This is a genomic window from Kaistia defluvii (assembly GCF_040548815.1).
In the GTDB taxonomy this organism is placed as follows: Bacteria; Pseudomonadota; Alphaproteobacteria; order Rhizobiales; family Kaistiaceae; genus Kaistia; species Kaistia defluvii_A.
This window is the reverse complement of sequence record NZ_JBEPSM010000001.1, coordinates 1417911-1442594: the sequence shown is the minus strand read 5'-3', so window position 1 is coordinate 1442594 and position 24684 is coordinate 1417911. Positions and strand designations below refer to the sequence as shown.

Genomic DNA, 24684 nt, shown 5'->3' with positions numbered 1-24684 from the left:
GGAACCCCATGATCGACGAACACGAATATGGCTACTTCACCGAAGCCGACTCCGCCGACGTCGTCGTCGCGCGCAACCGCAACGCCAAGGACGAACGGCTGAAGCAGGTGATGGAAGTCATCACCCGCAAGCTGCATGAGGCGGTCAAGGAGATCGAGCCGACCCAGGAAGAGTGGTTCGCCGCCATAATGTTCCTCACGCAGACGGGTCAGATCTGCAACGACTGGCGGCAGGAATACATCCTGCTGTCGGACGTACTCGGCGTCTCGATGCTGGTCGATGCGATCAACAACCGCAAGCCGTCCGGTGCTTCGGAATCGACGGTGCTCGGGCCGTTCCATGTCGCCGACGCGCCGGAATTGCCGATGGGCTCCAACATCTGCCTCGACCAGAAGGGCGAGCCGATGTTCGTGCATGGCCGCATCCTCGATACCGAGAGCAAGCCGATCGCCGGCGCCAAGATCGACGTCTGGCAGGCGAATGACGAGGGCTTCTACGACGTCCAGCAGCAGGGCATCCAGCCCGAGTTCAACCTGCGCGGCGTGTTCCGCACCGATGCCGACGGGCGCTACTGGTTCCGGGGCGTGAAGCCGAAATACTACCCGATCCCCGATGACGGCCCTGTCGGCAAGCTGCTCGGCGCGCTCGGTCGCCACCCGTACCGGCCGGCGCATCTGCACTACATCGTCGAGGCCGAGGGCTTCGACCCGCTCACCACACACATCTTCGATCCCGACGATCCGTACATCAATTCCGACGCCGTCTTCGGCGTGAAGGAAAGCCTGCTGGCCGAGTTCCGTAAGGTCGAGGACGCGGAGGCTGCGGCCAAGGTCGGCATCGAGGCGCCGTTCTACGACGTGGAATTCGACTTCGTACTGTCGCGCAAGAAGGGCTGATCGCAGCGGACGCCGGGCGGCGTCTGCGCTCAGATCTCTATGGAACAAACGGGAGTAAACTGATGGCCGCGCTGGAGAAAATGTTCGATGTCAGGGGCAAGTCGGTGATCGTCACCGGCGGCGCCAGCGGCATCGGCCGGGCCTATGCCGAGATCATGGCCGAGCATGGCGCCAGGGTCTGCATCTTCGATATAGACGCGGAGGGCACGGCGCGGCTCGTCTCGGACATGACGGCCAAGGGTTGGGACGTCTGGTCCCAGATGGTGGATGTGAGCGATCGTCCGGCCATGGCGGCGGCCTTTGACGCCGTCGTGGCCAAGCATGGCCGCATCGATACGGTCTTCGCCAATGCGGGCATCGATCCCGGTCCCGGCTTCAACACGGTGACCGGCGAGCGATTTCCGGGTGGGGCGATCGAGAACATTCCCGACGAGCAGTGGGATCGGGGCATCGAGCTCAATCTGAACTCGGTCTACACGACGGTGAAGAACGCCGTCCGCCACATGAAGCCGAATGGCGGCGGCGAGATCATCGTCACGTCGTCGATCGCCTCGATGATCAACGAGAGCATTGTCGGCACGTCCTACATGCCGGCCAAGGCCGCGGTGAACCATTTCGTGCGCCACATGGCCATGGAACTCGGCGCCTATGGCATCCGCGTCAACGCGATCCTGCCGGGCCCGTTCATCACCAACATCGCCGGAGGAAGACTGCGCAACAAGGCCGACCGCGCCGCCTTCGAGAGCCAGTCGCTGATCGGGCGTATCGGCGACATCGAGGACATCAAGGGCCTGGCACTGCTGCTGGCGTCGCCGGCCGGCTCGCTCTTCACCGGCTCGCTGATCGTCATCGATGGCGGGGCCCTGACGCGCATGACCTGACGCTTCGACCTGAGGCCGGCTTCGTCGAGGAGGGCGGGGCCGGAGACACCTTATCAACGGGAGGGAACGACAATGACCTATTACAACAAGCTGGTGAAATCCGGCATTCGCCCCAGCCGGCGAGCCGTGCTCAAGGGGCTGGGCGCAAGCGTCGCGGCCAGCACGCTGGCTCTGCCCGGCTATGCCCGCGCCGCCAATGCCGGCACGATCAAGGTCGGCTATCTGAGCCCGACGACCGGCCCTCTCGCTCTGTTCGGCGAGACGGACGGCTACACGCTGCAGAAGATTCGCGCGCTGCTCGGCGGCCAGTTGCAGGCGGCCAATGGCGACACCTATGCGATCGAGATCCTCGACCGCGACAGCCAGTCCAATCCGAACAAGGCGGCCGAGATCGCCGGCAATCTGATCCTGAATGACGAGATTCACCTGCTCGTCCCGGCCTCGACCACCGACACCATCCTGCCGGCAGCGGAGCAGGCGGAACTCTACGAGACGCCCTGCATCTCCTCCGGCGCGCCGTGGCAGGCGGTCGTCTTCCCACGCGGCGGCGGCAAGCAGACCTTCGAGTGGACCAACCATTTCTTCTGGGGCCTCGACGAGGCGCTCAACACCTTCGTCGGTCTCTGGAACCAGCTCGAGACCAACAAGAAGGTCGGCATGCTGTTCCCGCAGAACATCGATGGCGAGACCTGGGGCAACGAGGAATACGGCCTGCCGGTGCCGACCCGAAAGGCCGGCTACGAAGTCGTCGTTCCCGGCTATTTCCAGCCGCGCACCAATGATTTCTCGGCCCAGATCGCCGAGTTCAAGAAGAACAACTGCGAGATCATCGGCGGCATCACCTATCCGGACGATTTGAAGACCTTCGTCACCCAGTGCAACCAGCAGGGCTTCAAGCCGAAGGCGGTCACGGTAGCGGCAGCGCTGCTGTTCCCGGGCGGCGTCGAGGCGATGGGACCGCTCGGTAACGGCATGTCCTCGGAAGTCTGGTGGACGCCGGCCTTCCCGTTCAAGTCGTCGCTGACCGGCCAGGTCAGCCAGGACATCGCCACCCAGTGGGAGGCGGATACCAAGCGCCAGTGGACGCAGCCGCTTGGCTACTCGCACGCGCTGCTCGAGGTCGCGATCGACATTCTCAAGCGCTCGTCCAACCCGCTCGACCGCGAGGCCAACCGCGACGCGATGGCATCGACCGACCTGCAGACGCTGGTCGGCCACATCAAGTTCGACGGCTCGCCGCACAAGAACATCTGCAAGACGCCGATCTTCGGCGGCCAGTGGGTGAAGGGCGACAAGTGGCCCTACGACCTGAAGATCGTCGACAACACGGTCAATCAGCTCTTCGCGCCTGAGCAGAAGATCCAGCCGATCGCCTGGTGAGATGAGACAGGACGCGGGGACGATGATGGACAGGGAAATCCTGCTGAAAGCGCGCGGTGTGTCGAAGTCCTTCGGCGCCGCCCGCGTCCTGCATGAAGTGAGTTTCGATGTGCGTCGGGGCGAGGTGCTTGGCATCCTCGGCCCGAACGGCGCCGGCAAGACGACGCTGTTCAACATGATCAGCGGCGATCTGAAGGTGTCGGGCGGCGAAATCCAGCTCGGCGAAACGGCTCTGCGCGGCGAGCCGCCCTTCAAGCGCTGCCAGATGGGGATCGGGCGGACCTACCAGATCCCGCGTCCCTATTCCGGCATGACTACCTTCGAGAACCTGCTGGTCGCCGCCGCTTTCGGCGGCGGCCGGTCCGAGAAGCAGAGCTACGCCTTCTGCGCCGACGTGCTGCGCGAATGCGAGCTCTACGACAAGGCCAACGTTTCGGCCGGCGCGCTGACGCTGCTCGATCGCAAGCGTCTGGAGCTGGCGCGGGCGCTCGCCTCGGACCCGAAGCTGCTGCTCCTGGACGAGATCGCCGGGGGGCTCACCGACGATGAATCGAAGGCACTGGTGGCGCTGGTCCGCCGCATCCGCGACCGCGGCATCACCATCGTGTGGATCGAGCATGTGCTGCACGCGCTGATGGCGGTGGCCGACCGGCTGCTGGTGCTGAACTTCGGCGAGAAGATCGCGGAAGGTCTGCCGGCCGAGGTGATCGCGCTGCCCGAGGTCCAGCGCGTCTATATGGGGATCGAGGCATGACCGCCGTTCTTTCCACCCATGGGCTGATCGCCCGTTATGGGGATTTCCAGGCGCTGTATGGCGTCGATACGGAACTGCATGCCGGCGAGGCCGTGGCACTGATCGGCGCCAATGGTGCCGGCAAGTCCACCTTCCTGCGCTCGATCATGGGCCTTTTGCCGGTCGCGAAGGAGATGGTGCGGCTGGACGGCGAGCCCGTCGGCGGTACGGCGACCGACCGCATGGTGCAGAAGGGCATCGCCATCGTGCCGGAAGGCCGGCGGCTCTTCACCGGCATGTCGGTGGAGGACAATCTGCGCGTCGCCATCGACCAGGCCGCGCGCATCGGCGCCAAGGGCGGCTGGACGCTGTCGCGCCTGCACAAGCTGTTTCCGATCCTCGCCGAGAAGGCGCGGTCGCAGGTCCAGAGCCTCTCGGGCGGCCAGCAGCAGATGGTTGCCATCGGTCGCGCGCTGCTCTGCCAGCCGCGCGTGCTGCTCTGCGACGAGATCAGCCTCGGCCTCGCGCCGAAGGTGATCCGCGAGATCTACGCGGCGCTGCCTGAGATCCGCGCCGCCGGCACGGCGATGATCGTGGTCGAGCAGGATGTGGGCTTGGCCCAGTCCGCCTCCGACCGCCTCTACTGCATGCTGGAGGGGCGCGTGACCCTGACCGGCAAATCCGGCGACGTCACGCGCGAACAGATCGGCAAAGCCTATTTTGGAGCGGGCCATGGAGTGGTTTGACGCATTGGTGCAGGGCATCCTGCTGGGCGGCATGTACGCCCAATATGCGCTTGGCATGGCGCTGATGTTTGGCGTGATGCGGATCGTCAACATCAGCCATGGCGATCTGGTCATCCTGCTGTCGCTGATCGGCATCTCGATGGCGACGGCCTGGGGGCTGGCACCCGTCTCGGTGCTGATCATCCTGGTGCCGCTCGCCGTGCTGATGGGCTGGCTGTTGCAGAAGGCGGTGCTGAATCGCGTGGTCGGCAGCGATCCGCTGCCCTCGCTGATCGCGACCTTCGGCCTTTCGATCGCGCTCCAGAACCTGATGCTGCAGATCTGGTCGGCCAACAGCCGGTCGCTGCCCGGCCATGGCATCGAGAGCCAGTCGATCGAGATCGCGGGCGTCTATGTCGGCGTGCTGCCGCTGATCGTGCTGGCGGTCGCAACCGGACTGACCTGGGGGCTCGACATCGTGCTGAAGCACACGCGCTTCGGCCGGGCGCTTCGCGCGGCTTCTGCCGATGTCGAGGCGGCCTCGATGACGGGCATCAATCCGCGCGCCGTCTATGCCCTGGCGACGGCGGTGGCGGTCGGCATTCTGGGCTTTGCCGCCGTGTTCCAGTCGCTCCGTTCGACCGTGGCGCCAGCCGATGGCCCCGCCCAGCTGATCTATGCCTTCGAGGCGGTGATCATCGGCGGCATGGGCGCCGTCTGGGGCGCCTTCCTGGGCTCGATGGTGCTGGGCATCGCGCAGGCCATCGGCTTCCGCATCGATCCTGGCTTCGGCGTGCTCGCCGGGCATCTGGTTTTCCTGTTCGTGCTGGCGACGCGCCCGCAGGGCCTGTTCGGAAAGGCAACGACATGAGCGCAGTCTCCTACGCCGCAACCGCCGTGCCCGAGGTGCAGGTCCAGCGCCAGACCCCGTCCGGCCGGATCGCCATGACGCTGGCGCTGGCTGGCATCGTCGCCGTCGCCGTGATGCCCTGGTGGGCATCGACCGGCACGATCCGCTCGATCCTCGTGCTCTGCTGCTACATTGCCGTCGCGCAGATGTGGAACCTGCTTGCCGGCTATGCCGGCCTGGTCTCGGTCGGCCAGCAGGCTTTCATGGGAGCGGCGGGCTACGCGCTGTTCGTGTTGGCGCAGACCTTCGGCATCAATCCGTTCCTGGCGGTGTTCCTGTCGCTGCTGGTGCCGGCGGTGCTCGCCGTGCCGCTCTATCTGCTGCTGCACCGCCTCGACGGGCCGTATTTCTCGATCGGCACGTGGGTCGTGGCGGAGGTGTTCCGCCTCGTCTGCTCCAACCTGCCGATCGTCAATGCCGGCGCCGGCATGTCGCTTCGGGTGATGAAGGACTATTCCGCTTTCGAGCGGAATGTCGCGATGTCGCTGCTCTGCGCCGGCATGCTGTTGCTGACGGTGGGCGGCAGCTACTGGCTGCTGCGCTCGCGCTACGGCCTCGCGCTGATCGCCATGCGCGACAATCCGGTCGCCGCCGCCAGCCAGGGCGTCAACGTCGCCAAGCTGCGTTTCCTGATCTATGTCGCCTCGGCGGTCGGCTGCGGCCTCGCCGGCGCGATCTACTTCATGGCGCAGTTGCGCATCACGCCCGGCTCGGCCTTCGACCCGATGTGGGCGAATGTTGCTATCTTCATCGTCATGGTCGGCGGCATCGGCTCGATCGAGGGCGTGCTGATCGGCGCGCTGATCTTCTTCATCGCCGACCGCTGGTTCGGCGCGTACGGCGCGACCTATTTCGTCGTTCTCGGCCTGATGACGCTGCTGGTCGCGCTTTATGCCCGCACCGGCATCTGGGGCCTGATCTCGAAACGATGGGATGCGCCGTGGTTCCCGATCCGGCGAAAGCTCGTCGATCCGAACCGGCCATAGGGGAATTCCATGAAAGCAGCCATCTTCGATACGGTCGGCGCGCCGCTGCGCATCGGCGCGGTGCCCGATCCGACTCCGGGCCCGGACGAGGTCGTCCTGCGCATCGCCGCCTGCGGCATCTGCGGCAGCGATCTGCACATTACCGAGGATCCGGTTCCCTTCGGCATCAGCGCGGGCTTCGTGCTCGGCCATGAATTCGCCGGCGATATCGTCGCTCTGGGATCGGCGGTCACCAACTTCCGCATCGGCGACCGGGTCGCGGTCGTGCCGATGCGCGGTTGCGGCCATTGCGAGTCCTGCCGGCGCGGCGATTCCGCCCGTTGCGCGGAGATGGTGCTGATCGGCGGCGGCTATGCCGAATATGCGACCGTCGCGGCGCGCCAGTGCCACATTCTGCCGGACGACGTGCCGCTCGAGGACGGCGCGCTGGCCGAGCCCTTGTCGGTCGCGCTGCATTGCACCGTGCGTTCCGGCATGAAGCCCGGGGATCGTGTTGCCATTCTGGGAGCCGGCCCGATCGGGCTGCTCGTCGCCTTCTGGGCGCGGCGGATGGGAGCGTCGCGCGTGGTCGTAGCCGACATCCACGACCATCAACGCGAGCGGGCACTGGCGCTGGGCGCGACGGACTTCGTCCTCTCTGGCGAGCGCCTGTCTGAAAACCTGGCCGATGCCTGCCGCGGCGCGCCGGACATCGTCTTCGAATGCGTCGGCAAGCGCGGCCTGCTCGGGGCCGCCGTTGCGGCCGTTCGCCTGCAGGGCACGGTGGTCGGCGTCGGCCTCTGCATCGGCGGCGACGAATGGGATCCGTTCGTCGCGCTGAGCAAAGAAGTGAACCTGCTTTTCTCGGTGTTCTTTCACCAGAGCAACGAATTCGGCGTCGCGCTCGATGCGCTACGGGGCGGACCGTTCGCGCCCCAGGCGCTGATCACCGATCGGATCGATCTGTCACCGGTTCCGCAGATCTTCGAGAGCCTTCGCCGCCGCACCACGCAATGCAAGGTGCTGATCCAGCCGGAACTTGTTTAGGGGAGGAGTATCCATGGCCGTAGAATTTGAAACGCTCGAATATGATGTCGGCGGCACGAAGACGGTGGTGAAGGCCATCGGCAAGGGCAAGCCGGTGCTATTCCTGCACGGCGCCTCGACGCTGGAAGGCTTCGATTTCGCGGAAGGACTTGCCGACCGATTCCGCGTGCTGTGCGCCAGCCATCCGGGTTTCGGCTATTCGGACCCGGCGCCGCATGTGAGCGGCATGTCCGACATGGTCGTGCACTATCTCGACCTGCTCGATGCGATGGACCTTAAGGAAAAGCCGCATCTCGTCGGCTTTTCCATGGGCGGCTGGATGGCGACGGAGCTGGCCGGCGTGGCGCGCGAGCGCTTCGACAGGGTCGTGCTGGTCGCGCCCGCCGGTCTCAACGATCCCGCGCATCCCGCCACCAATCTCGGCGCGCTCGCGCCGCAGGACCTGCCTGGCTATCTGGCGCACGATGTGTCGGTGGCGCTGCGCTACTTCCCGGACGGCTCGGACGCCGTTTTCGCCGAAGCCTTCGGCGCCGACCGGGCTCGCGAAGGCGAGACGCTCGGCCGGCTGCTCGCTCCGTTTGGCATGGGGCACCCGAACCTTCGCCGCTTCCTGGGGCGGATCAACAATCCAGCGCTGGTCGTCTGGGGCAAGCAGGATCGCCTGCTGCCGGCAAGCCAGGCTCCGCTTTTCGTCGAGGCTCTGCCCGACGCGCGCCTGATCCTGGTGGAGGACGCCGGTCACTTCGTCATGCAGGAGAAGCCCGGGACCGTGACCCAGATCGGCGACTTCCTCGCCGGCTAAACCGAATTCAAAGTGGAGGAGAGATTCATGAACAAGCCCATCAAGCACAGTTCCTGGGGCACGACGGTCGACTACCGCGACCTCTTGAAGAAGATCGCGGAAATCGGCCCGATCCTGGAGGCCAATGCCGACGCCGACGAGAAGAACGGCGAACTGACCCAGGAGACCTTCGAGGCGCTGAAGCCGCTTCGCATGTCGCATATCTTCGCCGCCGAAGGCCTGGGAGGCGCGCAGTTGCCGCCGACGCAGGGCCTCGAACTGCTGGAGGCGATCACCTGGCATTCCGGTTCCGCCGGCTGGGTCTCGATGGTGCATTGCTGCATTGGCGCGATGTCGGCAGCCTTCCTGCCGGACAGCGCGGTTGAGCGACTGTTCGCGCCTGGCACCGACAACCGATTCTCGGGGCAGGGCGCGCCGCTCGGCATGCTGAAGAAGGTCGAGGGCGGCTATCGGCTCACCGGCAAGTGGAGCTATGGCAGCGGATTCAGCCACGCCACCTATTCGCACAGCGCCTGCTTCGTCGATGACGGCACCGGCAAGCCCGCCAAGGACGAGAACGGCAACGTCATCGTCATGTGCGCCCATGCGCCGATTTCCGAGCACAAGCAGCTCGGCAACTGGGACGTGCTGGGCTTGGGCGGCACGGGCAGCATCGACTACGCGGCCGAGGACGTCTTCATCGCCGACGATCTGCTGTTCCCGATCCTGACCGCGCCGCCGCTGCGCCAGAAGGAGTTCTTCAGCCTGGGCGTCGTCGGCCTCGCGGCGATCGGCCATACCGGCTGGGCGCTCGGCACCGGACGGCGGATGCTGGACGAGATCGCCAAGTTCGCCCGCGCCAAGTCGGGCCGGGCAGGGCTGATCGGCGAGAGCGAGAAGTTCTGGTACGACTATGGTCGCGCTGAGGCCCGCTATCGCGCGGCCCGCGCCTTCGTCTTCGAGGTCTGGCGCGACATCGAGGCGACGGTCGAGGCCGGCGAGAGCGTCTCGACCCGGCAGATCAGCCTGGTCCATCTGGCCAAGTCGGAAATCCACGAAGTCGGCGTCGATGTCTGCAATTTCGCTTATCGGGCCGGCGGTGGCGCATCGCTGCGGGCCGGCGTCATCCAGCGGACTTTCCGCGAGATGATGGTGGCGGCCAACCACTTCACCATCGCGCCGTCGGTCGTCACCTCGGCCGGCCGCAACATCGGCGGAAGCTGGACCGATCGGGTCTGGCAGTTCTACGACCTGATCGAGAAGAAGTAGTCCTCAGGGCCGGGCGGTTCGACCGCCCGGCTCCCTATCCCATGCCGCGAGAAAGAGCCGTCGATGAGCCTGCACCCGATGACCCAAGCGTTCCGCGAGGCGTTTCGCCGACATCCGGCCGGTGTCGCCGTGATCACGGCCGATCCCGGCGATCGTCCCGTCGCGATGACGGTGTCGTCGCTGATCTCGGTCAGCGCCGCGCCGCCGGTCGTCGCCTTCTCGCTGTCGATGAAATCCGGCTCCTCGGAACCGCTGCTGCGTGCGGAGACGATGGTGATCCATCTGCTGCGCTACACCGATATCGACCTGGCGCAGCTCTGCGCCTCAAGCGGAGCGGAGCGGTTTCCAGCCGGTGGACCCTGGGAGCGGCTTCCGACCGGCGAGCCACGCTATACCGGCGTCTCGACCTGGTTCCGCGCCCGCCGGCTCGGCGTGCTGCCGATCGAGGGCGCCACGCTGGTGGCCGCCGAATTGCTGGAAGGCGAGGCGAACCCGGAAGACACCGCACCGGAGGACCATTCGCTGGTCTATCTCGATCGCCGCTGGCACCGCCTGCACAAGGAGCTCGGCGACAGCATGTTCGACCTCGTGGATTCCTCCCGCTTCATGTAGGCGGCCGAACTCATGATCCCTTTGTTTGCGTCGGCGGTTGCCGTTCCGGCGCATGAGGACTTCTGATGGACAAGACAGTCGCAGACCTCGCCACCGCTGTGGCGGGTATCGAGGATGGTATGACCGTGATGATCGGCGGCTTCGGCGGGGCCGGCTCGCCGATCGAGCTGATCCACGCGCTGATCGATCGCTTCCTTGCGACGGGGCACCCGACGGACCTGACGATCATCAACAACAATGCCGGCAACGGCCATGTCGGCCTCGCCGCCCTGATCGAGGCGGGAATGGTGAAGAAGCTCATCTGCTCCTTCCCGCGTTCGGCCGATCCTGTCGTGTTCACCGACCTCTATCTGGCCGGCAAGATTGAACTGGAACTGGTGCCGCAGGGCACGCTGGCCGAGCGCATCCGTGCCGGCGGCGCCGGCATTCCCGCCTTCTACACGCCCACCTCCTATGGCACCGATCTGGCCAAGGGCAAGCCGGTCGCGGAGTTCGACGGGCGGCCCTATGTGCAGGAGCGCTGGCTGAAGGCCGACGTTGCCTTGGTGAAGGCCGAGACTGCCGACACCCAGGGCAATCTCACCTATCGCGCCGCCGCGCGGAACTTCAATCCGCTGATGTGCATGGCCGCCGCCGAAACCGTCGTGCAAGCAAGACGCGTCGTGCCGGCGGGTGGCATCGACCCCGAGGTCGTCATCACGCCCGGCATCTTCGTGCAGAAGGTGGTCGAGGTCGCGGATGCGCAGCAGGAAGAAGACCTGAACCGCGCCAATGCCGTCTATCCGGGAGTTGCCTGACATGGCCGCGAAGCTCACCAACAACCAGATTGCCTGGCGCGCCGCGCAGGACATTCACGACGGCGCCTATGTCAATCTCGGCATCGGGTTTCCGGAAAAGGTGGCGCAGTACCAGCCGCCAGGTCGCGAGGCGATCTTCCACACAGAGAACGGCATCCTCAACTTCGGCGAGGCGCCGCCCAGCGGCGAGGAAGACTGGGACCTGATCAATGCCGGTAAGCGGGCCGTCACGCTCAAGCCGGGCTCGGCGTTCTTTCACCATGCCGACAGCTTCGCCATGGTGCGCGGCGGCCATCTCGATGTGGCGATCCTCGGCGCCTATGAAGTCGCGGAAAACGGCGATCTCGCCAACTGGTCGACGGGGCCGAAGGGCGTGCCGGCGGTGGGCGGGGCGATGGATCTCGTGCATGGCGCCAAGCGCGTGGCCGTGATCACCGACCACGTTACCAAGGACGGCAAGCCGAAGCTGCTCCAGCGCTGCTCGCTGCCCCTGACCGGCGTCGGCTGCGTCACCCGCGTCTACACCTCGCTGGCGGTGATCGACATCGAAGGAGGGCGTTTCGTCCTGCGCGAGAAGTTGCCGACCTTGTCCCTCGACGAATTGCAGGCCGTGACCGGCGCCGAATTGCACGTAACCGGCCCTGTCGCCGATCTGATCGTTCCGGAGCTTTGAAATGACCGACGTCTTCATCTGCGATTATATCCGCACGTCGATCGGCCGTTTCGGCGGCGCGTTGTCATCGGTCCGCGCCGATGATCTCGGCGCCATTCCGCTCCGGGCGCTGATGGCGCGAAACGAAGGCGTGGATTGGGAGGCCGTCGACGACGTGATCTTCGGTTGCGCCAACCAGGCCGGCGAGGACAATCGCAACGTCGCGCGCATGTCGTCGCTGCTGGCGGGGCTGCCGGTCGGCGTTTCGGGCACGACGATCAATCGGCTCTGCGGCTCCGGCATGGATGCCGTCATCACGGCGGCCCGCGCCATCAAGGCGGGTGAGGCCGAATTGATGATTGCAGGCGGCGTCGAAAGCATGTCGCGCGCGCCTTTCGTCATGCCGAAGGCCGAGACTCCCTTTTCGCGCCATGCCGAGATCCATGACACGACTATCGGCTGGCGATTCATCAACCCGCTGATGAAGGCGCAATACGGCGTCGATTCCATGCCGGAGACGGGCGAGAACGTCGCCGAGGACTTTTCCGTCTCGCGCGAGGACCAGGACCGCTTCGCGCTGGCCAGCCAGGCCAAGGCGGCCGAGGCGCAGGCGAATGGTCGATTGGCACGCGAGATCACGCCCGTCACCATCCCCCAGCGCAAGGGCGATCCGGTGATCGTCGACAGGGACGAGCACCCGCGCGCCACGACCCTGGAAGCGCTGGCCAAGCTGCCGACGCCGTTCCGCAAGGGTGGTACGGTGACGGCCGGCAACGCCTCCGGCGTCAATGACGGCGCTGCTGCGTTGATCCTCGCTTCGGCGGCGGCGGCGAAGAAATACGGCCTGACCCCGATCGCCCGCGTGCTTGGCGGCGCGGCAGCCGGCGTGCCGCCCCGGATCATGGGCATCGGCCCGGCGCCGGCATCGAAGAAGCTGATGGCCCGGCTCGGGCTGAAAGCGTCCGATTTCGACGTGATCGAACTGAACGAGGCGTTCGCCTCGCAGGGCCTCGCCACCTTGCGCGATCTCGGCATCGCCGATGATGATGCGCGCGTGAACATCCATGGCGGCGCCATCGCGCTTGGCCATCCGCTCGGCATGTCGGGTGCCCGGATCACCGGCACGGCCGCGCTGGAATTGAGCCTGAATGGCGGCCGCCGTTCGCTCTCGACCATGTGCATCGGCGTCGGCCAGGGCATCGCCGTCGCCCTCGAGCGGGTCTAGGCAGCCAGCGCGTCCCGATTGCCGAGGTCGGGCCGCGCTGTCGCCTTAACGCAGGGAATCTTGCCGGATCATCTCCGCGGCCTTTTCCGCGATCATGATCACCGGCGAATTGGTGTTACCGGAGACGATGCTTGGCATGATCGAGGCGTCGACGACGCGCAGGCCGTCGAGGCCATGCACCCGAAGCCGATCGTCGACCACAGCCATCTCGTCCCGGCCCATCTTGCAGGTGCCGACCGGATGGAAGATCGTCGTCGCGATGTCGCCGACCTTGCGCACCAGATCGCTCTGATTGACGATTTCAGGCCCGGGCAGCATTTCCTGCGGCGCGAAGCGCGTGATGGCGCTGGTTTTCATCAGGCGCCGAGCATGCTCGATCGAGGCCACCGCGACCTGGCGATCCCGTTCCGTCGAGAGGTAGTTCGGCCGGATTTTCGCCGCCTCGCGCGGGTCGGCAGATGCCATATGCACGGTGCCGCAGCTTTCGGGGCGCAGATTGCAAACGGAGACCGTCACGGCCGGGAATTTGTGCAGCGGCTCGCCGAGGCGATCCGTGCTCAGCGGCTGGACGTGATATTCGAGATCCGGCGTCTCCAAACGCGGGTCGCTCTTGGCGAAGATGCCGAGCTGGCTCGGCGCCATCGACAGTGGCCCGCTGCGCCTCAGCGCGTATTCGACCCCCATGGCGGCGCGGGTGGCGAGGTTGTGGTAGCGCTGGTTGAGCGTCGCCGCGCCGCTCACCTTGAACACGGTGCGGATCTGCAGATGGTCCTGCAGGTTCTCGCCGACGCCGTTGAGCGCGTGCCGGACCGGGATGCCGAGGTCGGAGAGCAGATCCGGCCGACCGACGCCTGACAGCTCCAAAATCTTCGGCGAGTTGATGGCGCCGGCGGAGAGGATCGTCTGGCCCGCCTTCACCTGATGTAGCCGCCCGTCCTTGCGGAACATGAGCCCGGTGACGCGACCGCCTTCAAAAGTCAGCTGCTCGGTCTCGGCTCCGGTGACGACGCGCAGGTTCTGCCGGCTCTCGATACCGCGAAGGAATGCTTTCGAAGTGTTCCAGCGCACGCCGTTCTTCTGGTTGACCTCGAAATAGCCGGAGCCTTCATTGGTGCCGGTGTTGAAATCGTCGGTGCGCGGGATGCCGAGTTCCTCAGCAGCATCGCGGAACGCGTCGAGGATCGGCCAGGACAGGCGCTGCTTTTCCACCCGCCATTCGCCGCTTCCGCCGTGCAGCGCATTCTCGCCGCCATGATGGGCTTCCGACTTCAGGAAGTAGGGCAGCACGTCGTCCCAGCCCCAGCCGGCATTTCCCGCCTGCCGCCAGCGGTCATAATCGGCCGCTTGGCCGCGCATGTAGATCATGCCGTTGATCGAGGAGCAGCCGCCGAGAACTTTTCCGCGGGGATAGTTCAGGCTGCGGCCGTTCAGGCCCGGCTCCGGCTCGGTCTTCATCATCCAGTCTGTGCGCGGATTGCCCATGCAGAACAGGTAGCCGATGGGGATGTTGACCCAGTGGTAGCGGTCGCTGCCGCCGGCTTCGAGCAGGAGCACCCGGCTGCGCGGATCGGCGGAGAGCCGGTTGGCCAGCACGCAGCCCGCCGAACCAGCGCCGACGATGACATAATCATATTCGCCAAAGGAAGAAGAAGCAGGTTCGGTCAATTCTGCGCCTGTCCAGCGGCGATGCGCTGCCAAATCGGGGTCATCGCCTGGTTGATCTCACCATAGACGCTATAGCGTCGTTCGTAAGCCGGCGAAATCGCGTTGTCGGGCAGATAGTTGCGGGCGGCGGCTGTCATGGCGGCAGCGCCCTCGCCAAAGCCGGCAAAGGCGCCGACGCCGACGGCGGCGGCGATCGCCGCACCCAGCGCGCCGGTCTCCCGGCTGCGCGCCACGGTAACCGGGACGCCAAGCACATCGGCGAAGATCTGCGGCCAGACCTGGCTGCGCGAGCCGCCGCCGGAGAGGACAACCTCGTCGATCCGCGCGCCGGCCCCGCGCAATCTTTCGACATGGCGCTTGTGCTCGAAGGCGACGCCTTCGAACAGGGCGCGCAGCAGGTGAGCGCGGGTGTGCCATCCGGCAATGCCGTAGAACCCGGCGCGGGCGCTACCGCTCTGCTGCGAGCCATAGAGGAACGGGTGATAGATCGGCATATCGCCGTTCGGATCGATGGAGGCGACCAACTCGCTGCAAAGCTCGAAGGGCGACGCGTCGCCCTCCGCCCCGTGCTCGAGGAATTCGCGCACGATCCATTCGAGGTTGGCGGCTGAGGTGGCGCTTGCCTCGATCGCCAGATAGCGGGCGGGATCGAAGGTCGAGACCATGAAGATGGACGGGTCGCGGATCGGCTCATCGGTGATGACCTGGTTGATGCTCCAGGTCCCGGCGATGACGGAGGCGGCGCCGGTGCGGGTGACGCCCGAACCGACCGCGCTCGCCACCACGTCGAATAGACCAGCGACGACGGGCGTGCCGGCGCGGAGGCCGGTGAGGGCGGCAACGTCATCCGTGATCCGGCCGGCGATCTCGGCTGATTCCAGCACGGGCGGCAGCAGCCCCATGCAGTCTTCCAGCTCATAGGCGGCCATCAGCTCCGCCTCATAACGCCGGTCCGGCATCCGCAGCAGGCCGCAGCCCGACATGTCGGATGTATCGGTCGAGCGTGCGCCGGTCAGGCGGTTGACGACGAAATCCTTGCAGAGGAACACCGTACCGACCCCGGCGAAAAGATCCGGGGCATGACGCTTCAGCCAGGCGAGCAGAGTGGGGGTCTGCGCCGCCCAGGGCATTTGCAGGCAGTGCGCATAGGCGCGTGCGCCGACATCCTGCTTCGCCCAGTCCGTGACGATGCCGACGGCGCGGGTGTCGAGCGACTGGATGCCGATCAACGGCGCGCCGTCGCGATCGAGTGCATAGAGGCCGTTGCCATGTCCGGCGCAGCCTACCGCGATGATCTCGCCGGCGTCGATGCCGGCCTGCTCGATGCATTGGCGGACAACTGCCACGGCATTGCGCCACAGCTCGTTCAGGTCGCGCTCGACATGGCCGGGCTTCGGCATGGAGGAGTGGCCATCGCGCGCCGCGAGCGCCAGTTCGCGGCCGGTCTTGTCGAAGATGATCGCCTTGATGACGGTATTGCCGGCATCAAGTCCGAGAATGTACTCGCCCATGGGTTCCCCTCCCGAAACCGAAGTCTCTATGCGTTCTGATAGAGTTCCCAGGCCGTCGCGCCGTCCGCGTCGTCGTGGATGATCGCCATCAGGCCGCGCACCACGGCTCTCGGATTGGCATGCTGGTAGATGTTGCGGCCGTAGACCATGCCGAGCGCGCCTTGGGCCATCAGGGCCGCCGACTTGCCGAACACGGCGCGCAGATCCTCCTTGCCGCCGCCGCGCACCAGTACCGGGCAACGCGCCGCCTCGACGACGCGGTGGAAGTCCTCGGGGTTGGTGGTTGGGTCTGCCTTGACGATGTCGGCGCCCATTTCGCGCGCCAGCCGGGTCAGCGTCACGATCTTCTCGGCATCGCCATCGACCATGTAGCCGCCATTCTGGTCGACCGGCAGCATGGCCAGCGGCTCGATCATCAGCGGCATGCCGTATTTGTCGCAATCGGCGCGGACGCGGGCAATGTTCTGGACGCATTGCCGGAACAGGTCGGGCTCGTCCGGCAGCATGAACAGATTGACCACGGCGCAGGCCGCGTCCATCTCGATCGCGCCGATCAGCGGCTCGGCTTCGTTCTGCAGCACCGCCCACATCGCGCGGTGGCGGATGCGGTTGTAGGGATTGCCCATGTCGATGCGCATCACCAGCGCCGGCTTGTCCTTGCCGGGGACGGATTGTAGCAGGTCGGCCTGGCCGTAGTTCATCTGGATCGCGTCGGGCCCAGCCGCGACTAGCTGGGCGACGACGCCTTCCATGTCCTCGAGACCGGAAAGGAAACTCGGCTCGTTGCAGACGCCGTGATCGATGGCGACGTCGAGACAACGTCCGCCGCCGAAGAGCCGGTTCATGCGGGCTTTCTGGTTCAGGCGCATAGAGCGCTCCTTTTGTCGTTTGTATGGGCGCAATCGGGAAAATGGACGCCGTGCTGGCTGGCGAGCAGGCCGAGAAAGTCGGAGCGCTCGCCAGCGGAGCGTTCCGCATCCCAGCCCTTTTGTTCGGCGAGGATGGCGAGCCCGGCGTCGATGAGATCGGGCGTGAGGCCGCCTGAAATGGCGATGGTGGTGCGGCGGAGAAACAGATCGGCGAGGGTTTCGACCTGCTCGCGCTCGACGATGGCGGCGATCTCGCCCGCCGAATAGTCCGAGCCCGGCAGCATCTCGACGGGATCCTTGGCGATGTCGGCAGCGAGCGCTTCGGCAGATGTGCCGTAGCGCTCGAAGAGGTGTTGCGCGTAATCGGGGCTGAGCCCGTGCTCGCGCGCAAGCCCGGCGATCCATGCGGCCGGGTTCGCCGGAAAGGCGCGGCCGCCGCCGATGGCGAGGTCTTCAGTGCCGATCGTGCGCGTCAGGCCAAGCCGCTCCAGCGCCATGTCGGCCGCCAAGGCGCCGAACGAGCGGAAGGTGGTCCACTTGCCGCCGATCATGCAGAGCGTCGCCGGCACTGCGTCGGTCGCCTCGACGAACTCGCAGAAATGATCGCGCGGGATGCGGCCGGTGAAGCTGTCCTTGCTGGCGGGCAGGGGGCGGACGCCGGAGAACTGGAAGACGATTTCGTTGTCGGCAATCGCGATAGAGGGGAAGACGAAGGAAAGCGACTGCAGGATGTAGCGCCGCTCATCGTCCTCGCAGCGCACGCTGTCGGGATCGTCGACGCGGATGTCGGTCGAACCGATCAGCACCTTGCCGAGATAGGGGAACAGGATGCAGATGCGCCCGTCCTCGTTCTCGTAGTAGACCATGTGGCCGTCAAGCGCCTGGTAGAGCGCCGGGTTGTCGACGATCAGGTGCGAGCCCTTGGTGCCGCCCATCATGCGAGGCGCTGGGGCGCCGATCGCCTGGTTGGTCAGGTCGATCCAGCCGCCCGTGGCGTTGATGACCAGCTGTGGCCGGATCGGCAGCGTCTCACCGGTCAGCGTGTCGGTCAGCACGAGGCCGGAGGCGTCGGAAGCCACCGTCGCATAGTTGAGCGCGCGGGCGGAGGGGTGGGCCGTGAGCGTGTCGAGCAGCATTTCCAGCCCCAGACGCTCGGGCCGGCTGACCCAGGCGTCGTAATAGGTGGCGGAGCTGCGGATCGCCGGGTTAATCGCCGGCCAAGTCTTCAGCGTTTCCGTGCGGCCGCGAAACCGGTGCGCCGGCATCAGCCGTCGCGACGCGGTGAAGCGGTCATAGAGCGTCAGCCCGGCCTTGATGACGAAGGCACCCCGGCGACTGGGCCGGCGCGTCAGGCCGAGGAAGCGGACCGCGCCATTCGCGATGCCGGAGAAGATGTCGAAGATCGGCACGGTCGTCGGCAGCGGCGCCACGTAGTGCGGCGCGTTCTTCAGCAGCCGGTCGCGCTCAACCAGCGACTCGCGCACCAGCTTGAACTCGCCATTTTCCAGATAGCGCAGGCCGCCATGCACCATGCGCGAGAGGGCAGCGCTGGCGCCGCTGCAATAGTCGCCCTTTTCCGCCAGCATGACATCGACGCCCTGCAGCGCGAGTTCGCGGAAGACGCTGATGCCGTTAATGCCGCCGCCGATGACGAGCACGGCAACATCCGGCCGACCGCGCAGGGCGGCAAGGGTTTCGGTGCGGTTCATCGGGTTTCTGCTTTCTCGCTCACGCATCCATGGCCACGAGATGCGTCGCAAGCGCCGCATCGAGAGTGGCGAGATCGTCGGCATCGAGGTGGATTTCCCCGGCCCGCGCATTTTCGATTGCCTGCTCGGGATTGCGCGCGCCGCAAAGCGCGAAGGTGATGCCGGGCTGGGCCAGCGTCCAGGCGATCATGATCTGCGCCATGGAGGCGCCGTGCTTCGCGGTGATCGGGGCGATGGTCGTCTTTAGCCGCGCGATTTTCTCGCGGTTGGCCGGAGAGAAGCGCGGATTGCCGAGGCGCTGGTCGTCGCCGGTGAATTCGCGCGAGGGATCGATTGATCCGGTCAGCAGGCCGAGTGCCAGCGACGAATAGCTCAGCGTCGCGATGTCGTTGCGCATGGCGATCGGGAGGAGAGTGCTCTCGATCTCGCGGTCGAGCGCCGAATAGCGCTCCTGGATCGCGTCGAGCCCGCCGGCGGCGACGTATTGGTGCAGGTCGTCGAGGCTCAAATTGGATGCGCCGATCGCGCGGATCTTGCCCTGCGCTTTCAGCTTCTCGAGCGCGGCCATCGTCTCGGCGATCGGCGTGGTCGGGTCCTGCCAGTGCGTGATGTAGAGGTCGATATGGTCGGTACCGAGCCGCTTCAGGCTCTGTTCCACCTCATAGGCGATGCCATCAGCGCCGAGATAGCGGTGGACCGGGATTCCGTCCTGGTCGAAGAAATGGTTGCCCTTGCCGGAGTGCCAGTTGAGGCCGCATTTGGTGGCGATCACCACCTTGTCGCGCTTGCCGCGGATCGCCTTGCCGACGATCTCCTCGCTGCGGCCGAGGCCGTAGGCCGGTGCCGTATCGATCAGGCTGATGCCGGCCTCGATCGAGGCCTCGATGGCGCGGATCGAGGCGGCTTCATCCGTGCCGCCCCACATCCAGCCGCCGATGGCCCATGTGCCGAGGCCGACGGCCGAGGCGGAAATGCCGGATTTGCCGATGGGGCGCTGGATTGGCTGCGGGCTCATGCTGCTTCCTTCTGGGCGAGGTCCAGGATCTGGAGCCCGGTCGTCTCGTCCGTGACGATGATGTCGAGGTGATTGCCGCGCATGGCGCTCAGCACCGGCGCGATCTTGCTGGCGCCGCTGGCGATGCCGATCGAGCGGGGAATGGTGGCGAATTCGTCGAGCGTCAGCGACACCAGCGAGCGGTTCGGGGTGTAGTCGCAAAGCTGGCCGTCGCGGCCGATGAGATGGGCCAGCAACTCGCCCGTCGCGCCCGATTCTTCGATGGCGCGGCGATCGGCTACGGAAAAGGGATGCAGGTCGTAATAGCTGGAGTCATCGCTGAGGATCGAGCCGATGCCGATCACCGCCACATCCGCCTCGCGGGCGCGGCGGAACACGTCGCCGACGGAGCGCACGCTCATCAGCATCTCGCGCTGTTCCGGCGAGTCCGCGAAGAGCGGCGCGTGGATCTGGTAGGCGCGGCCGCCGAGCTTGTCAGCCATCAGTGAGGCGACATGGTTGACGTCGGTATAGTGCTTGCCCTGGACGAGCCCGGTCGCCGGGATGACCTCGACATCGTAGCGCCGGCCGGGCTGCAGCCCCGCCACCAGGGCGCTGACGCCCTTGCCGCCGGAGATCGAGATGGTGTCGCCATCCTTGATCGTGTCGAGCAGCAGCCGCGCCGCCGCCTCGCCGACCCGTTGCAGCGCCGTGCGCGGATTGTCGGAGACGGAGGGCACCACCACAGCGCGCTCGATGCCGCCAAGCTCGACCAGCCGCGCCTCGATCTCGACGAGATGGTCGATCGGCGACTTGATCTTGATCTCGACGAGGCCGAGTTGGTGGCCGCGCTTGATCAGCCGGTTGACCGTCGCGTGCGACAGGCCAAGTTCCCGGGCGATCTCCGCCTGGGTCTTGCCCTCGATGTAGTGCAGGACGAGGGCCTGATGCATCTGCCGGGCAGCCTGGAGGTCGTCGCGTGGAGTGATGGGGGCCATGATCTTGCTTCGGTGCGCTGGAGACTCAGGACTTCTTGCGATGCAGGAAGTGGTCGATGGAGACGGCAGCGAGCAGAATGCAACCCTTGATCATCTCCTGCCAATAGACGGAGACGTCGAGCAGGATGAGCGAGCTGGTGACGACCGAAAGCAGCGCCATGCCGAGGATCGCCCCGAAGATGGTGCCGGAGCCGCCATTGAGCGAGGCGCCGCCGATCACCGCTGCGGCGATGATGTTGAGTTCCATGCCCGCGCCGAAGGTCGGCGTGGCGGCGCCGAAACGGGCCACGTAGATGACGCCAGCGAAGCCGGCGAGGGCGGAGCACAGCACCGTCACCCAGAACTTCACCTGGTTGGTCTTGATGCCGGAGAACTGCGCCGCCTTCTGGTTGGAGCCGGTATAGAAGACCTTGCGGAAGGCGGTGGCGCGACGCAGCAGGAAGTCGAAGACGGCGACGACGACCAGGAAGATCAGGATCACATAGGGGATGTTGTGAAAGCTGCCCTGGCCGATCGCCTTGAACGAAGGCGGGAGCGAGAACAGCGACAGCGGCGTTCCCTTGGTGATGATCAGGCAGAGGCCTCGCACGATCACCATCGCCGCGAGCGAGGTGATGAAGTGGTTGAGCCCGACCACGGTGACGAAGAAGCCCATGATGGCGCCAATCAGCGCGCTGGCGGCGATGCCGACCAGGCTTGCCGTCCACGGATCGAGCCCGGCCAGGAACAGTGCGCCGGAAATCACCATCGAGAAGCAGACCACCGAGCCGACGGAGAGGTCGATGCCGCCGACGATCAGGAGGATCGTCATGCCGACGACGACGATGCCCTCGATCGAGAAGCTCATCATCATGGCGCGAAGGTTGCCCCAGGTGAGGAAGTGGGGCGAGGCGAAGCTCATGGCGACGCAGAGCAGGAGAATGATGACGATCAGTCCGGCTTCGCGCATCGAGGCGAGGCGGGCGAAGTCGATGCGCCGGGCGCCGCCGGCGTTGAGTTCGGCTTGCATGGGGGTGTGTTCCCTAGGCGACATGGGCGGCCTGCTGTGTTGAAGAATTCGTGACGCCGGAGGCGAGGCGCATGATCGCTTCCTCGCCGAGGGCATCGGCGCCGAGTTCGCCGGCGATGCGGCCCTCGTGCACGACGACCACCCGGTCGCAGAGGCCGATCAGTTCCGGCAGCTCCGAGGAGATGACGACGATACCGACGCCCCGGGCGGCGAGCTGGCGCAGCAGGCGGTGAATCTCGACCTTGGCGCCGACATCGATGCCGCGAGTCGGCTCGTCCATGATGATGACACGCGGGTCGACCGAGAGCTGCTTGGCGATCGCGACCTTTTGCTGGTTGCCGCCGCTCAGCGTCGAGACGGCGGCGCCGATGCCGGACATGCGCACACCGAGGCGCTTCGTCAGCTCGCTCGCCTGGCGGTCCTCAGCCTTGCGGTTGAGCAGGCCCAGCGATGTCACTTTGTTCAGGTCGAGCGCCGAGATATTGGCCGCGATCGGCATGTCGAGGAACACGCCGGAGCCCTTTCTGTCCTCGGACAGGTAAACCAGGCCGGCCTTGACCGCGTCGCTATAGTTGCGGATGGGCTGCGGCTTGCCGTCGATCTCGACCTTACCGGCTGTTGCCGGGCGAAGGCCGCAAATGGTCTGGGCGATCTCGCTGCGGCCGGCGCCGATCAGGCCACCAATGCCGAGGATTTCGCCGGCGCGAAGCTCCAGGTCGACATGCTGGAAGCAGTCGCTGTCGGCAAGTCCCTTGACGGAGAGCAGAACGCGGCCCGGCGCTTCCGCGAGTTTGTCGGGATAGAGCTGGGTGATCTCGCGGCCAACCATCTTGCGCACGACGTCATCCGGCGAGACGTCGACGATGCGGTCGGTCGCGACATACTGGCCGTCGCGAAACACCGTGACCCGGTCGCAAAGCGAGAAGATCTCGGCCATGCGATGGCTGATATAGACCACCGAAATGCCGCGCTGCTGCAGCCCGCGCACGATCGAAAACAGGCGCTGCGCCTCGCTTTCGGTCAGGGCGGCGGTCGGCTCGTCGAGCATCAGCACCTTGCAGTCGAGCGTCAGCGCCTTGGCGATCTCGACGAGCTGCTGGTTGGAAATGGAGAGGTCGGCCACCTTGGTGCGGACCGGGATCGGGGCGAGCCGGTCCATGACCTTCTGCGCCTCGACATAGAGCTTTTGAAAATTCATCAGCGGCGAACGGCGGGCGTTGATCGCCGCCATGTAGATGTTTTCCGCCACGGTCGCGTCCGGGCAGAGCGCGATCTCCTGATGCACCAGGCCGATGCCGAGGCGCTGGGCCGCGGCGGGCGAGGGGATGGCGACGCGCTGGCCGTCGAGCCAGATCTCGCCATCGCTGGGCTGAAGCACGCCGGCGAGGATGTTCATCAGCGTCGACTTGCCGGCGCCGTTCTCGCCGCAAAGCGCATGGATCTCGCCGCGCCGAAGCTCGAAGCGGACGTCGCTCAGCGCCTTGACCGGGCCGAAGGCCTTGGACACGCCGCGAATTTCAAGAATGGGCGCCTGGGTCACGCCATGCTCCTGCGGTAGATGGGAAGGGGAAGGGGGCAGCGCCCCCTTCCGGCAGCTTCGCCTCGGCGGATCGCCGGGCGGCTGAGACGTCGAGGCTATTCCTCGATGCCCTTGGTGCCGCGGCGCTGCAGGTACTTGTCCCAGTAGAAGTCGTCGGCATTCTCGGCGGTGACAATGGAGAAGCCGTTGTCGACGAAGGGCACGGCCATGCCGTTGGCGCCCGAACGCTTGGTGTCGTTCATCGGGTCGATCAACTCGGGATGCTTGGCCATCCAGAGCAGCATGAAGCCCATATAGCCCTGCATGCCCTGGTTGGGATTGACCGATCCGTAGATCTCGCCGGCCTTGATCATGTCGAGGATCTTGGCGTTGACGTCGGCCAGCATGACCTTGATCTTGCCGCCGCCTTCCTTGGCGGCCTGGGCGGCGCCGATGGCCGAATTGGCTTCCGGCATGAACACCGCGCCGAGGTCGGGGTGAGCCTGCGCCAGGCTTAGGACCGCCTGATAGGCCTTGGTCGGATCCTGGTTCGAGGCAGCGCGGCCGACCAGCTTCATGTCCGGCCACTTGGCTTCCATGCGGGCGATGAAGGCGCTGATGCGCTTGTCGTGATTGTCCTGGCCGGGATTTTCCAGCACCGCGTATTCGCCCTTGCCGTCCATCGCCTTGGCGACGGCGTCGGCGGCATAGGTGCCTTCCGCCAGATTGTCCGAGGTGATGAACGAGACGCGCTTCGAATTCGGCGAATCCGCCGCGAAGGTGACGACGGCGGTGCCCTGCTCGATCGCGCGGTTGATCGGCTCGATGAACGGGTCGGAGTTCATCGGATGGACCAGAATTCCGGCCGGCTTCTGCGCCAGGGCCTGATCAAAGGTCGCGATCTGCTTGTTGACGTCATAGTCCGGCGTGCCGGTGTAGCGCGTCTTGCAGCCGAACTGCTGGCCGGCCTGCTTGAACATCTCATAGACCGGGAACCAGTATTCGACGCCCGAGACCATGACGTTCATGACGTATTCTTCACCCGGTTCACACTTGAACGGGTTGGTTGTTTCGGCAAACGCCTGGCTCGATGCCAGACAGGTCGAAGCAGTCGCCGCAAAAGCGAGCGTTTTCAGAAATTTGCGCAAGTTCCCTCCCTTGGCCGAAGCCATCCACAAAGATTATGGCGAACGCCAAGGCGCTCGATTTCTTGATTGGACTGTCGGAACTTCCTCCCGAAGCCGACGCCGGGATCATAACAGCAAGTCGAATGTCGTCAATATCGTTCAAGCAATGAAATATATTTCATGCAGGAGCATGCTGGGATCCAGGGCGGGCTATGGGCGGGCCGATAGAAGCTGGATCGAGAAGGGGAGTGTTACGCGCTGCGGGGACAGCGCGGATCCGGTCAAGCCGATGTGCCGTCGGCGGGACGAGCGCGGCACCGATCGCGCACAGCCATTGGCCTCGTCGAGACGACGAGGCGTGGCGCTGGGCACTTGCTCTTCGCTACGCCAACCGGAGGCGGCTGGACGTC

23 protein-coding genes are annotated in these 24684 nt (G+C 65.7%); 14 read left to right on the top strand and 9 right to left on the bottom strand.

The genetic code is table 11. The features are described 5' to 3' along the window. The first annotated feature begins 8 nt into the window (after positions 1-8). The 14 genes from ABIE08_RS06750 to pcaF all read left to right on the top strand — a co-directional run bounded on the left by ABIE08_RS06750 (position 9) and on the right by pcaF (position 12873). On the top strand, positions 9-896 hold the full coding sequence (locus ABIE08_RS06750) for an intradiol ring-cleavage dioxygenase (protein WP_354549710.1): 888 nt from the start codon (positions 9-11) through the stop codon (positions 894-896). 62 nt (positions 897-958) lie between these two features. Continuing rightward, entirely contained in the window at positions 959-1777 is an 819-nt protein-coding gene (locus ABIE08_RS06745; RefSeq protein WP_354549708.1) for an SDR family NAD(P)-dependent oxidoreductase, read from the top strand. 72 nt (positions 1778-1849) lie between these two features. Then, the gene (locus tag ABIE08_RS06740) at positions 1850-3157 is read left to right on the top strand and encodes an ABC transporter substrate-binding protein (protein ID WP_354549706.1); all 1308 of its coding nucleotides are present in this window, start codon (positions 1850-1852) and stop codon (positions 3155-3157) included. A gap of 25 nt (positions 3158-3182) precedes the next feature. Continuing rightward, the gene (locus tag ABIE08_RS06735) at positions 3183-3911 is read left to right on the top strand and encodes an ABC transporter ATP-binding protein (protein WP_354551603.1); all 729 of its coding nucleotides are present in this window, start codon (positions 3183-3185) and stop codon (positions 3909-3911) included. After that, positions 3908-4636, top strand: coding sequence for an ABC transporter ATP-binding protein (locus ABIE08_RS06730; RefSeq protein ID WP_354549704.1), 729 nt, complete (start codon positions 3908-3910; stop codon positions 4634-4636). The genes ABIE08_RS06735 and ABIE08_RS06730 overlap by 4 nt, the downstream gene beginning before the upstream one ends. Further along, on the top strand, positions 4623-5486 hold the full coding sequence (locus ABIE08_RS06725) for a branched-chain amino acid ABC transporter permease (protein ID WP_354549702.1): 864 nt from the start codon (positions 4623-4625) through the stop codon (positions 5484-5486). Before ABIE08_RS06730 ends, ABIE08_RS06725 begins: the two co-directional genes overlap by 14 nt. Beyond that, entirely contained in the window at positions 5483-6511 is a 1029-nt protein-coding gene (locus ABIE08_RS06720; protein WP_354549700.1) for a branched-chain amino acid ABC transporter permease, read from the top strand. Before ABIE08_RS06725 ends, ABIE08_RS06720 begins: the two co-directional genes overlap by 4 nt. Before the next feature lie 9 nt (positions 6512-6520). Next, positions 6521-7537 (top strand): zinc-dependent alcohol dehydrogenase, encoded by a 1017-nt coding sequence (locus tag ABIE08_RS06715; RefSeq protein ID WP_354549698.1) that lies wholly within the window; start codon positions 6521-6523, stop codon positions 7535-7537. Between the two features lie 13 nt (positions 7538-7550). Further along, complete coding sequence (locus ABIE08_RS06710) at positions 7551-8339, top strand: alpha/beta fold hydrolase (RefSeq protein ID WP_354549696.1); 789 nt, start codon at positions 7551-7553, stop codon at positions 8337-8339. A gap of 27 nt (positions 8340-8366) precedes the next feature. Continuing rightward, a complete protein-coding gene (locus ABIE08_RS06705; protein WP_354549694.1) occupies positions 8367-9587 on the top strand; it encodes an acyl-CoA dehydrogenase in 1221 nt (406 codons plus the stop codon). A gap of 63 nt (positions 9588-9650) precedes the next feature. After that, a complete protein-coding gene (locus ABIE08_RS06700; RefSeq protein ID WP_354549692.1) occupies positions 9651-10199 on the top strand; it encodes a flavin reductase family protein in 549 nt (182 codons plus the stop codon). Between the two features lie 65 nt (positions 10200-10264). Continuing rightward, positions 10265-10996, top strand: coding sequence for a 3-oxoacid CoA-transferase subunit A (locus tag ABIE08_RS06695; protein ID WP_354549690.1), 732 nt, complete (start codon positions 10265-10267; stop codon positions 10994-10996). Position 10997: 1 nt separating this feature from the next. Continuing rightward, positions 10998-11669 (top strand): 3-oxoacid CoA-transferase subunit B, encoded by a 672-nt coding sequence (locus tag ABIE08_RS06690; protein ID WP_354549688.1) that lies wholly within the window; start codon positions 10998-11000, stop codon positions 11667-11669. 1 nt (position 11670) lies between these two features. Beyond that, complete coding sequence (pcaF, locus tag ABIE08_RS06685; protein ID WP_354549686.1) at positions 11671-12873, top strand: 3-oxoadipyl-CoA thiolase; 1203 nt, start codon at positions 11671-11673, stop codon at positions 12871-12873. A gap of 45 nt (positions 12874-12918) precedes the next feature. Here the strand turns inward: pcaF and ABIE08_RS06680 are convergent, their stop codons facing one another. From ABIE08_RS06680 to ABIE08_RS06640, 9 genes are all read right to left on the bottom strand, one after another. Continuing rightward, positions 12919-14538, bottom strand: coding sequence for a GMC family oxidoreductase (locus ABIE08_RS06680; protein WP_354549684.1), 1620 nt, complete (start codon positions 14536-14538; stop codon positions 12919-12921). After that, a complete protein-coding gene (locus tag ABIE08_RS06675; protein ID WP_354549682.1) occupies positions 14535-16049 on the bottom strand; it encodes an FGGY-family carbohydrate kinase in 1515 nt (504 codons plus the stop codon). Before ABIE08_RS06675 ends, ABIE08_RS06680 begins: the two co-directional genes overlap by 4 nt. Before the next feature lie 26 nt (positions 16050-16075). Continuing rightward, entirely contained in the window at positions 16076-16918 is an 843-nt protein-coding gene (locus ABIE08_RS06670) for a class I fructose-bisphosphate aldolase (RefSeq protein WP_436409507.1), read from the bottom strand. Next, positions 16909-18627 (bottom strand): glycerol-3-phosphate dehydrogenase/oxidase, encoded by a 1719-nt coding sequence (locus ABIE08_RS06665; RefSeq protein WP_354549678.1) that lies wholly within the window; start codon positions 18625-18627, stop codon positions 16909-16911. The genes ABIE08_RS06670 and ABIE08_RS06665 overlap by 10 nt, the downstream gene beginning before the upstream one ends. A 19-nt stretch (positions 18628-18646) precedes the next feature. Beyond that, positions 18647-19642 (bottom strand): aldo/keto reductase, encoded by a 996-nt coding sequence (locus tag ABIE08_RS06660; RefSeq protein ID WP_354549676.1) that lies wholly within the window; start codon positions 19640-19642, stop codon positions 18647-18649. Then, positions 19639-20619, bottom strand: coding sequence for a sugar-binding transcriptional regulator (locus ABIE08_RS06655; protein WP_354549674.1), 981 nt, complete (start codon positions 20617-20619; stop codon positions 19639-19641). The genes ABIE08_RS06660 and ABIE08_RS06655 overlap by 4 nt, the downstream gene beginning before the upstream one ends. 25 nt (positions 20620-20644) lie before the next feature. Next, entirely contained in the window at positions 20645-21628 is a 984-nt protein-coding gene (locus ABIE08_RS06650; RefSeq protein WP_354549672.1) for an ABC transporter permease, read from the bottom strand. A 13-nt stretch (positions 21629-21641) separates the two neighbouring features. Further along, complete coding sequence (locus ABIE08_RS06645; RefSeq protein ID WP_354549670.1) at positions 21642-23168, bottom strand: sugar ABC transporter ATP-binding protein; 1527 nt, start codon at positions 23166-23168, stop codon at positions 21642-21644. 95 nt (positions 23169-23263) lie between these two features. Continuing rightward, positions 23264-24295 (bottom strand): substrate-binding domain-containing protein, encoded by a 1032-nt coding sequence (locus tag ABIE08_RS06640; RefSeq protein WP_354549668.1) that lies wholly within the window; start codon positions 24293-24295, stop codon positions 23264-23266. Positions 24296-24684 lie beyond the last annotated feature (389 nt).

What these genes read in the sequence shown, in the direction of transcription:
- ABIE08_RS06735 (WP_354551603.1), top strand. Translation starts at nt 3,183, where the DNA reads ATGGACAGGGAAATCCTGCTGAAAGCGCGCGGTGTGTCGAAGTCCTTC.
- ABIE08_RS06655 (WP_354549674.1), bottom strand. Translation starts at nt 20,619, where the DNA reads ATGGCCCCCATCACTCCACGCGACGACCTCCAGGCTGCCCGGCAGATG.
- ABIE08_RS06740 (WP_354549706.1), top strand. Translation starts at nt 1,850, where the DNA reads ATGACCTATTACAACAAGCTGGTGAAATCCGGCATTCGCCCCAGCCGG.
- ABIE08_RS06670 (WP_436409507.1), bottom strand. Translation starts at nt 16,918, where the DNA reads ATGCGCCTGAACCAGAAAGCCCGCATGAACCGGCTCTTCGGCGGCGGA.
- ABIE08_RS06660 (WP_354549676.1), bottom strand. Translation starts at nt 19,642, where the DNA reads ATGAGCCCGCAGCCAATCCAGCGCCCCATCGGCAAATCCGGCATTTCC.
- ABIE08_RS06710 (WP_354549696.1), top strand. Translation starts at nt 7,551, where the DNA reads ATGGCCGTAGAATTTGAAACGCTCGAATATGATGTCGGCGGCACGAAG.
- ABIE08_RS06715 (WP_354549698.1), top strand. Translation starts at nt 6,521, where the DNA reads ATGAAAGCAGCCATCTTCGATACGGTCGGCGCGCCGCTGCGCATCGGC.
- pcaF (WP_354549686.1), top strand. Translation starts at nt 11,671, where the DNA reads ATGACCGACGTCTTCATCTGCGATTATATCCGCACGTCGATCGGCCGT.
- ABIE08_RS06695 (WP_354549690.1), top strand. Translation starts at nt 10,265, where the DNA reads ATGGACAAGACAGTCGCAGACCTCGCCACCGCTGTGGCGGGTATCGAG.
- ABIE08_RS06675 (WP_354549682.1), bottom strand. Translation starts at nt 16,049, where the DNA reads ATGGGCGAGTACATTCTCGGACTTGATGCCGGCAATACCGTCATCAAG.
- ABIE08_RS06720 (WP_354549700.1), top strand. Translation starts at nt 5,483, where the DNA reads ATGAGCGCAGTCTCCTACGCCGCAACCGCCGTGCCCGAGGTGCAGGTC.
- ABIE08_RS06650 (WP_354549672.1), bottom strand. Translation starts at nt 21,628, where the DNA reads ATGCAAGCCGAACTCAACGCCGGCGGCGCCCGGCGCATCGACTTCGCC.
- ABIE08_RS06725 (WP_354549702.1), top strand. Translation starts at nt 4,623, where the DNA reads ATGGAGTGGTTTGACGCATTGGTGCAGGGCATCCTGCTGGGCGGCATG.
- ABIE08_RS06700 (WP_354549692.1), top strand. Translation starts at nt 9,651, where the DNA reads ATGAGCCTGCACCCGATGACCCAAGCGTTCCGCGAGGCGTTTCGCCGA.
- ABIE08_RS06730 (WP_354549704.1), top strand. Translation starts at nt 3,908, where the DNA reads ATGACCGCCGTTCTTTCCACCCATGGGCTGATCGCCCGTTATGGGGAT.
- ABIE08_RS06705 (WP_354549694.1), top strand. Translation starts at nt 8,367, where the DNA reads ATGAACAAGCCCATCAAGCACAGTTCCTGGGGCACGACGGTCGACTAC.
- ABIE08_RS06665 (WP_354549678.1), bottom strand. Translation starts at nt 18,627, where the DNA reads ATGAACCGCACCGAAACCCTTGCCGCCCTGCGCGGTCGGCCGGATGTT.
- ABIE08_RS06745 (WP_354549708.1), top strand. Translation starts at nt 959, where the DNA reads ATGGCCGCGCTGGAGAAAATGTTCGATGTCAGGGGCAAGTCGGTGATC.
- ABIE08_RS06750 (WP_354549710.1), top strand. Translation starts at nt 9, where the DNA reads ATGATCGACGAACACGAATATGGCTACTTCACCGAAGCCGACTCCGCC.
- ABIE08_RS06690 (WP_354549688.1), top strand. Translation starts at nt 10,998, where the DNA reads ATGGCCGCGAAGCTCACCAACAACCAGATTGCCTGGCGCGCCGCGCAG.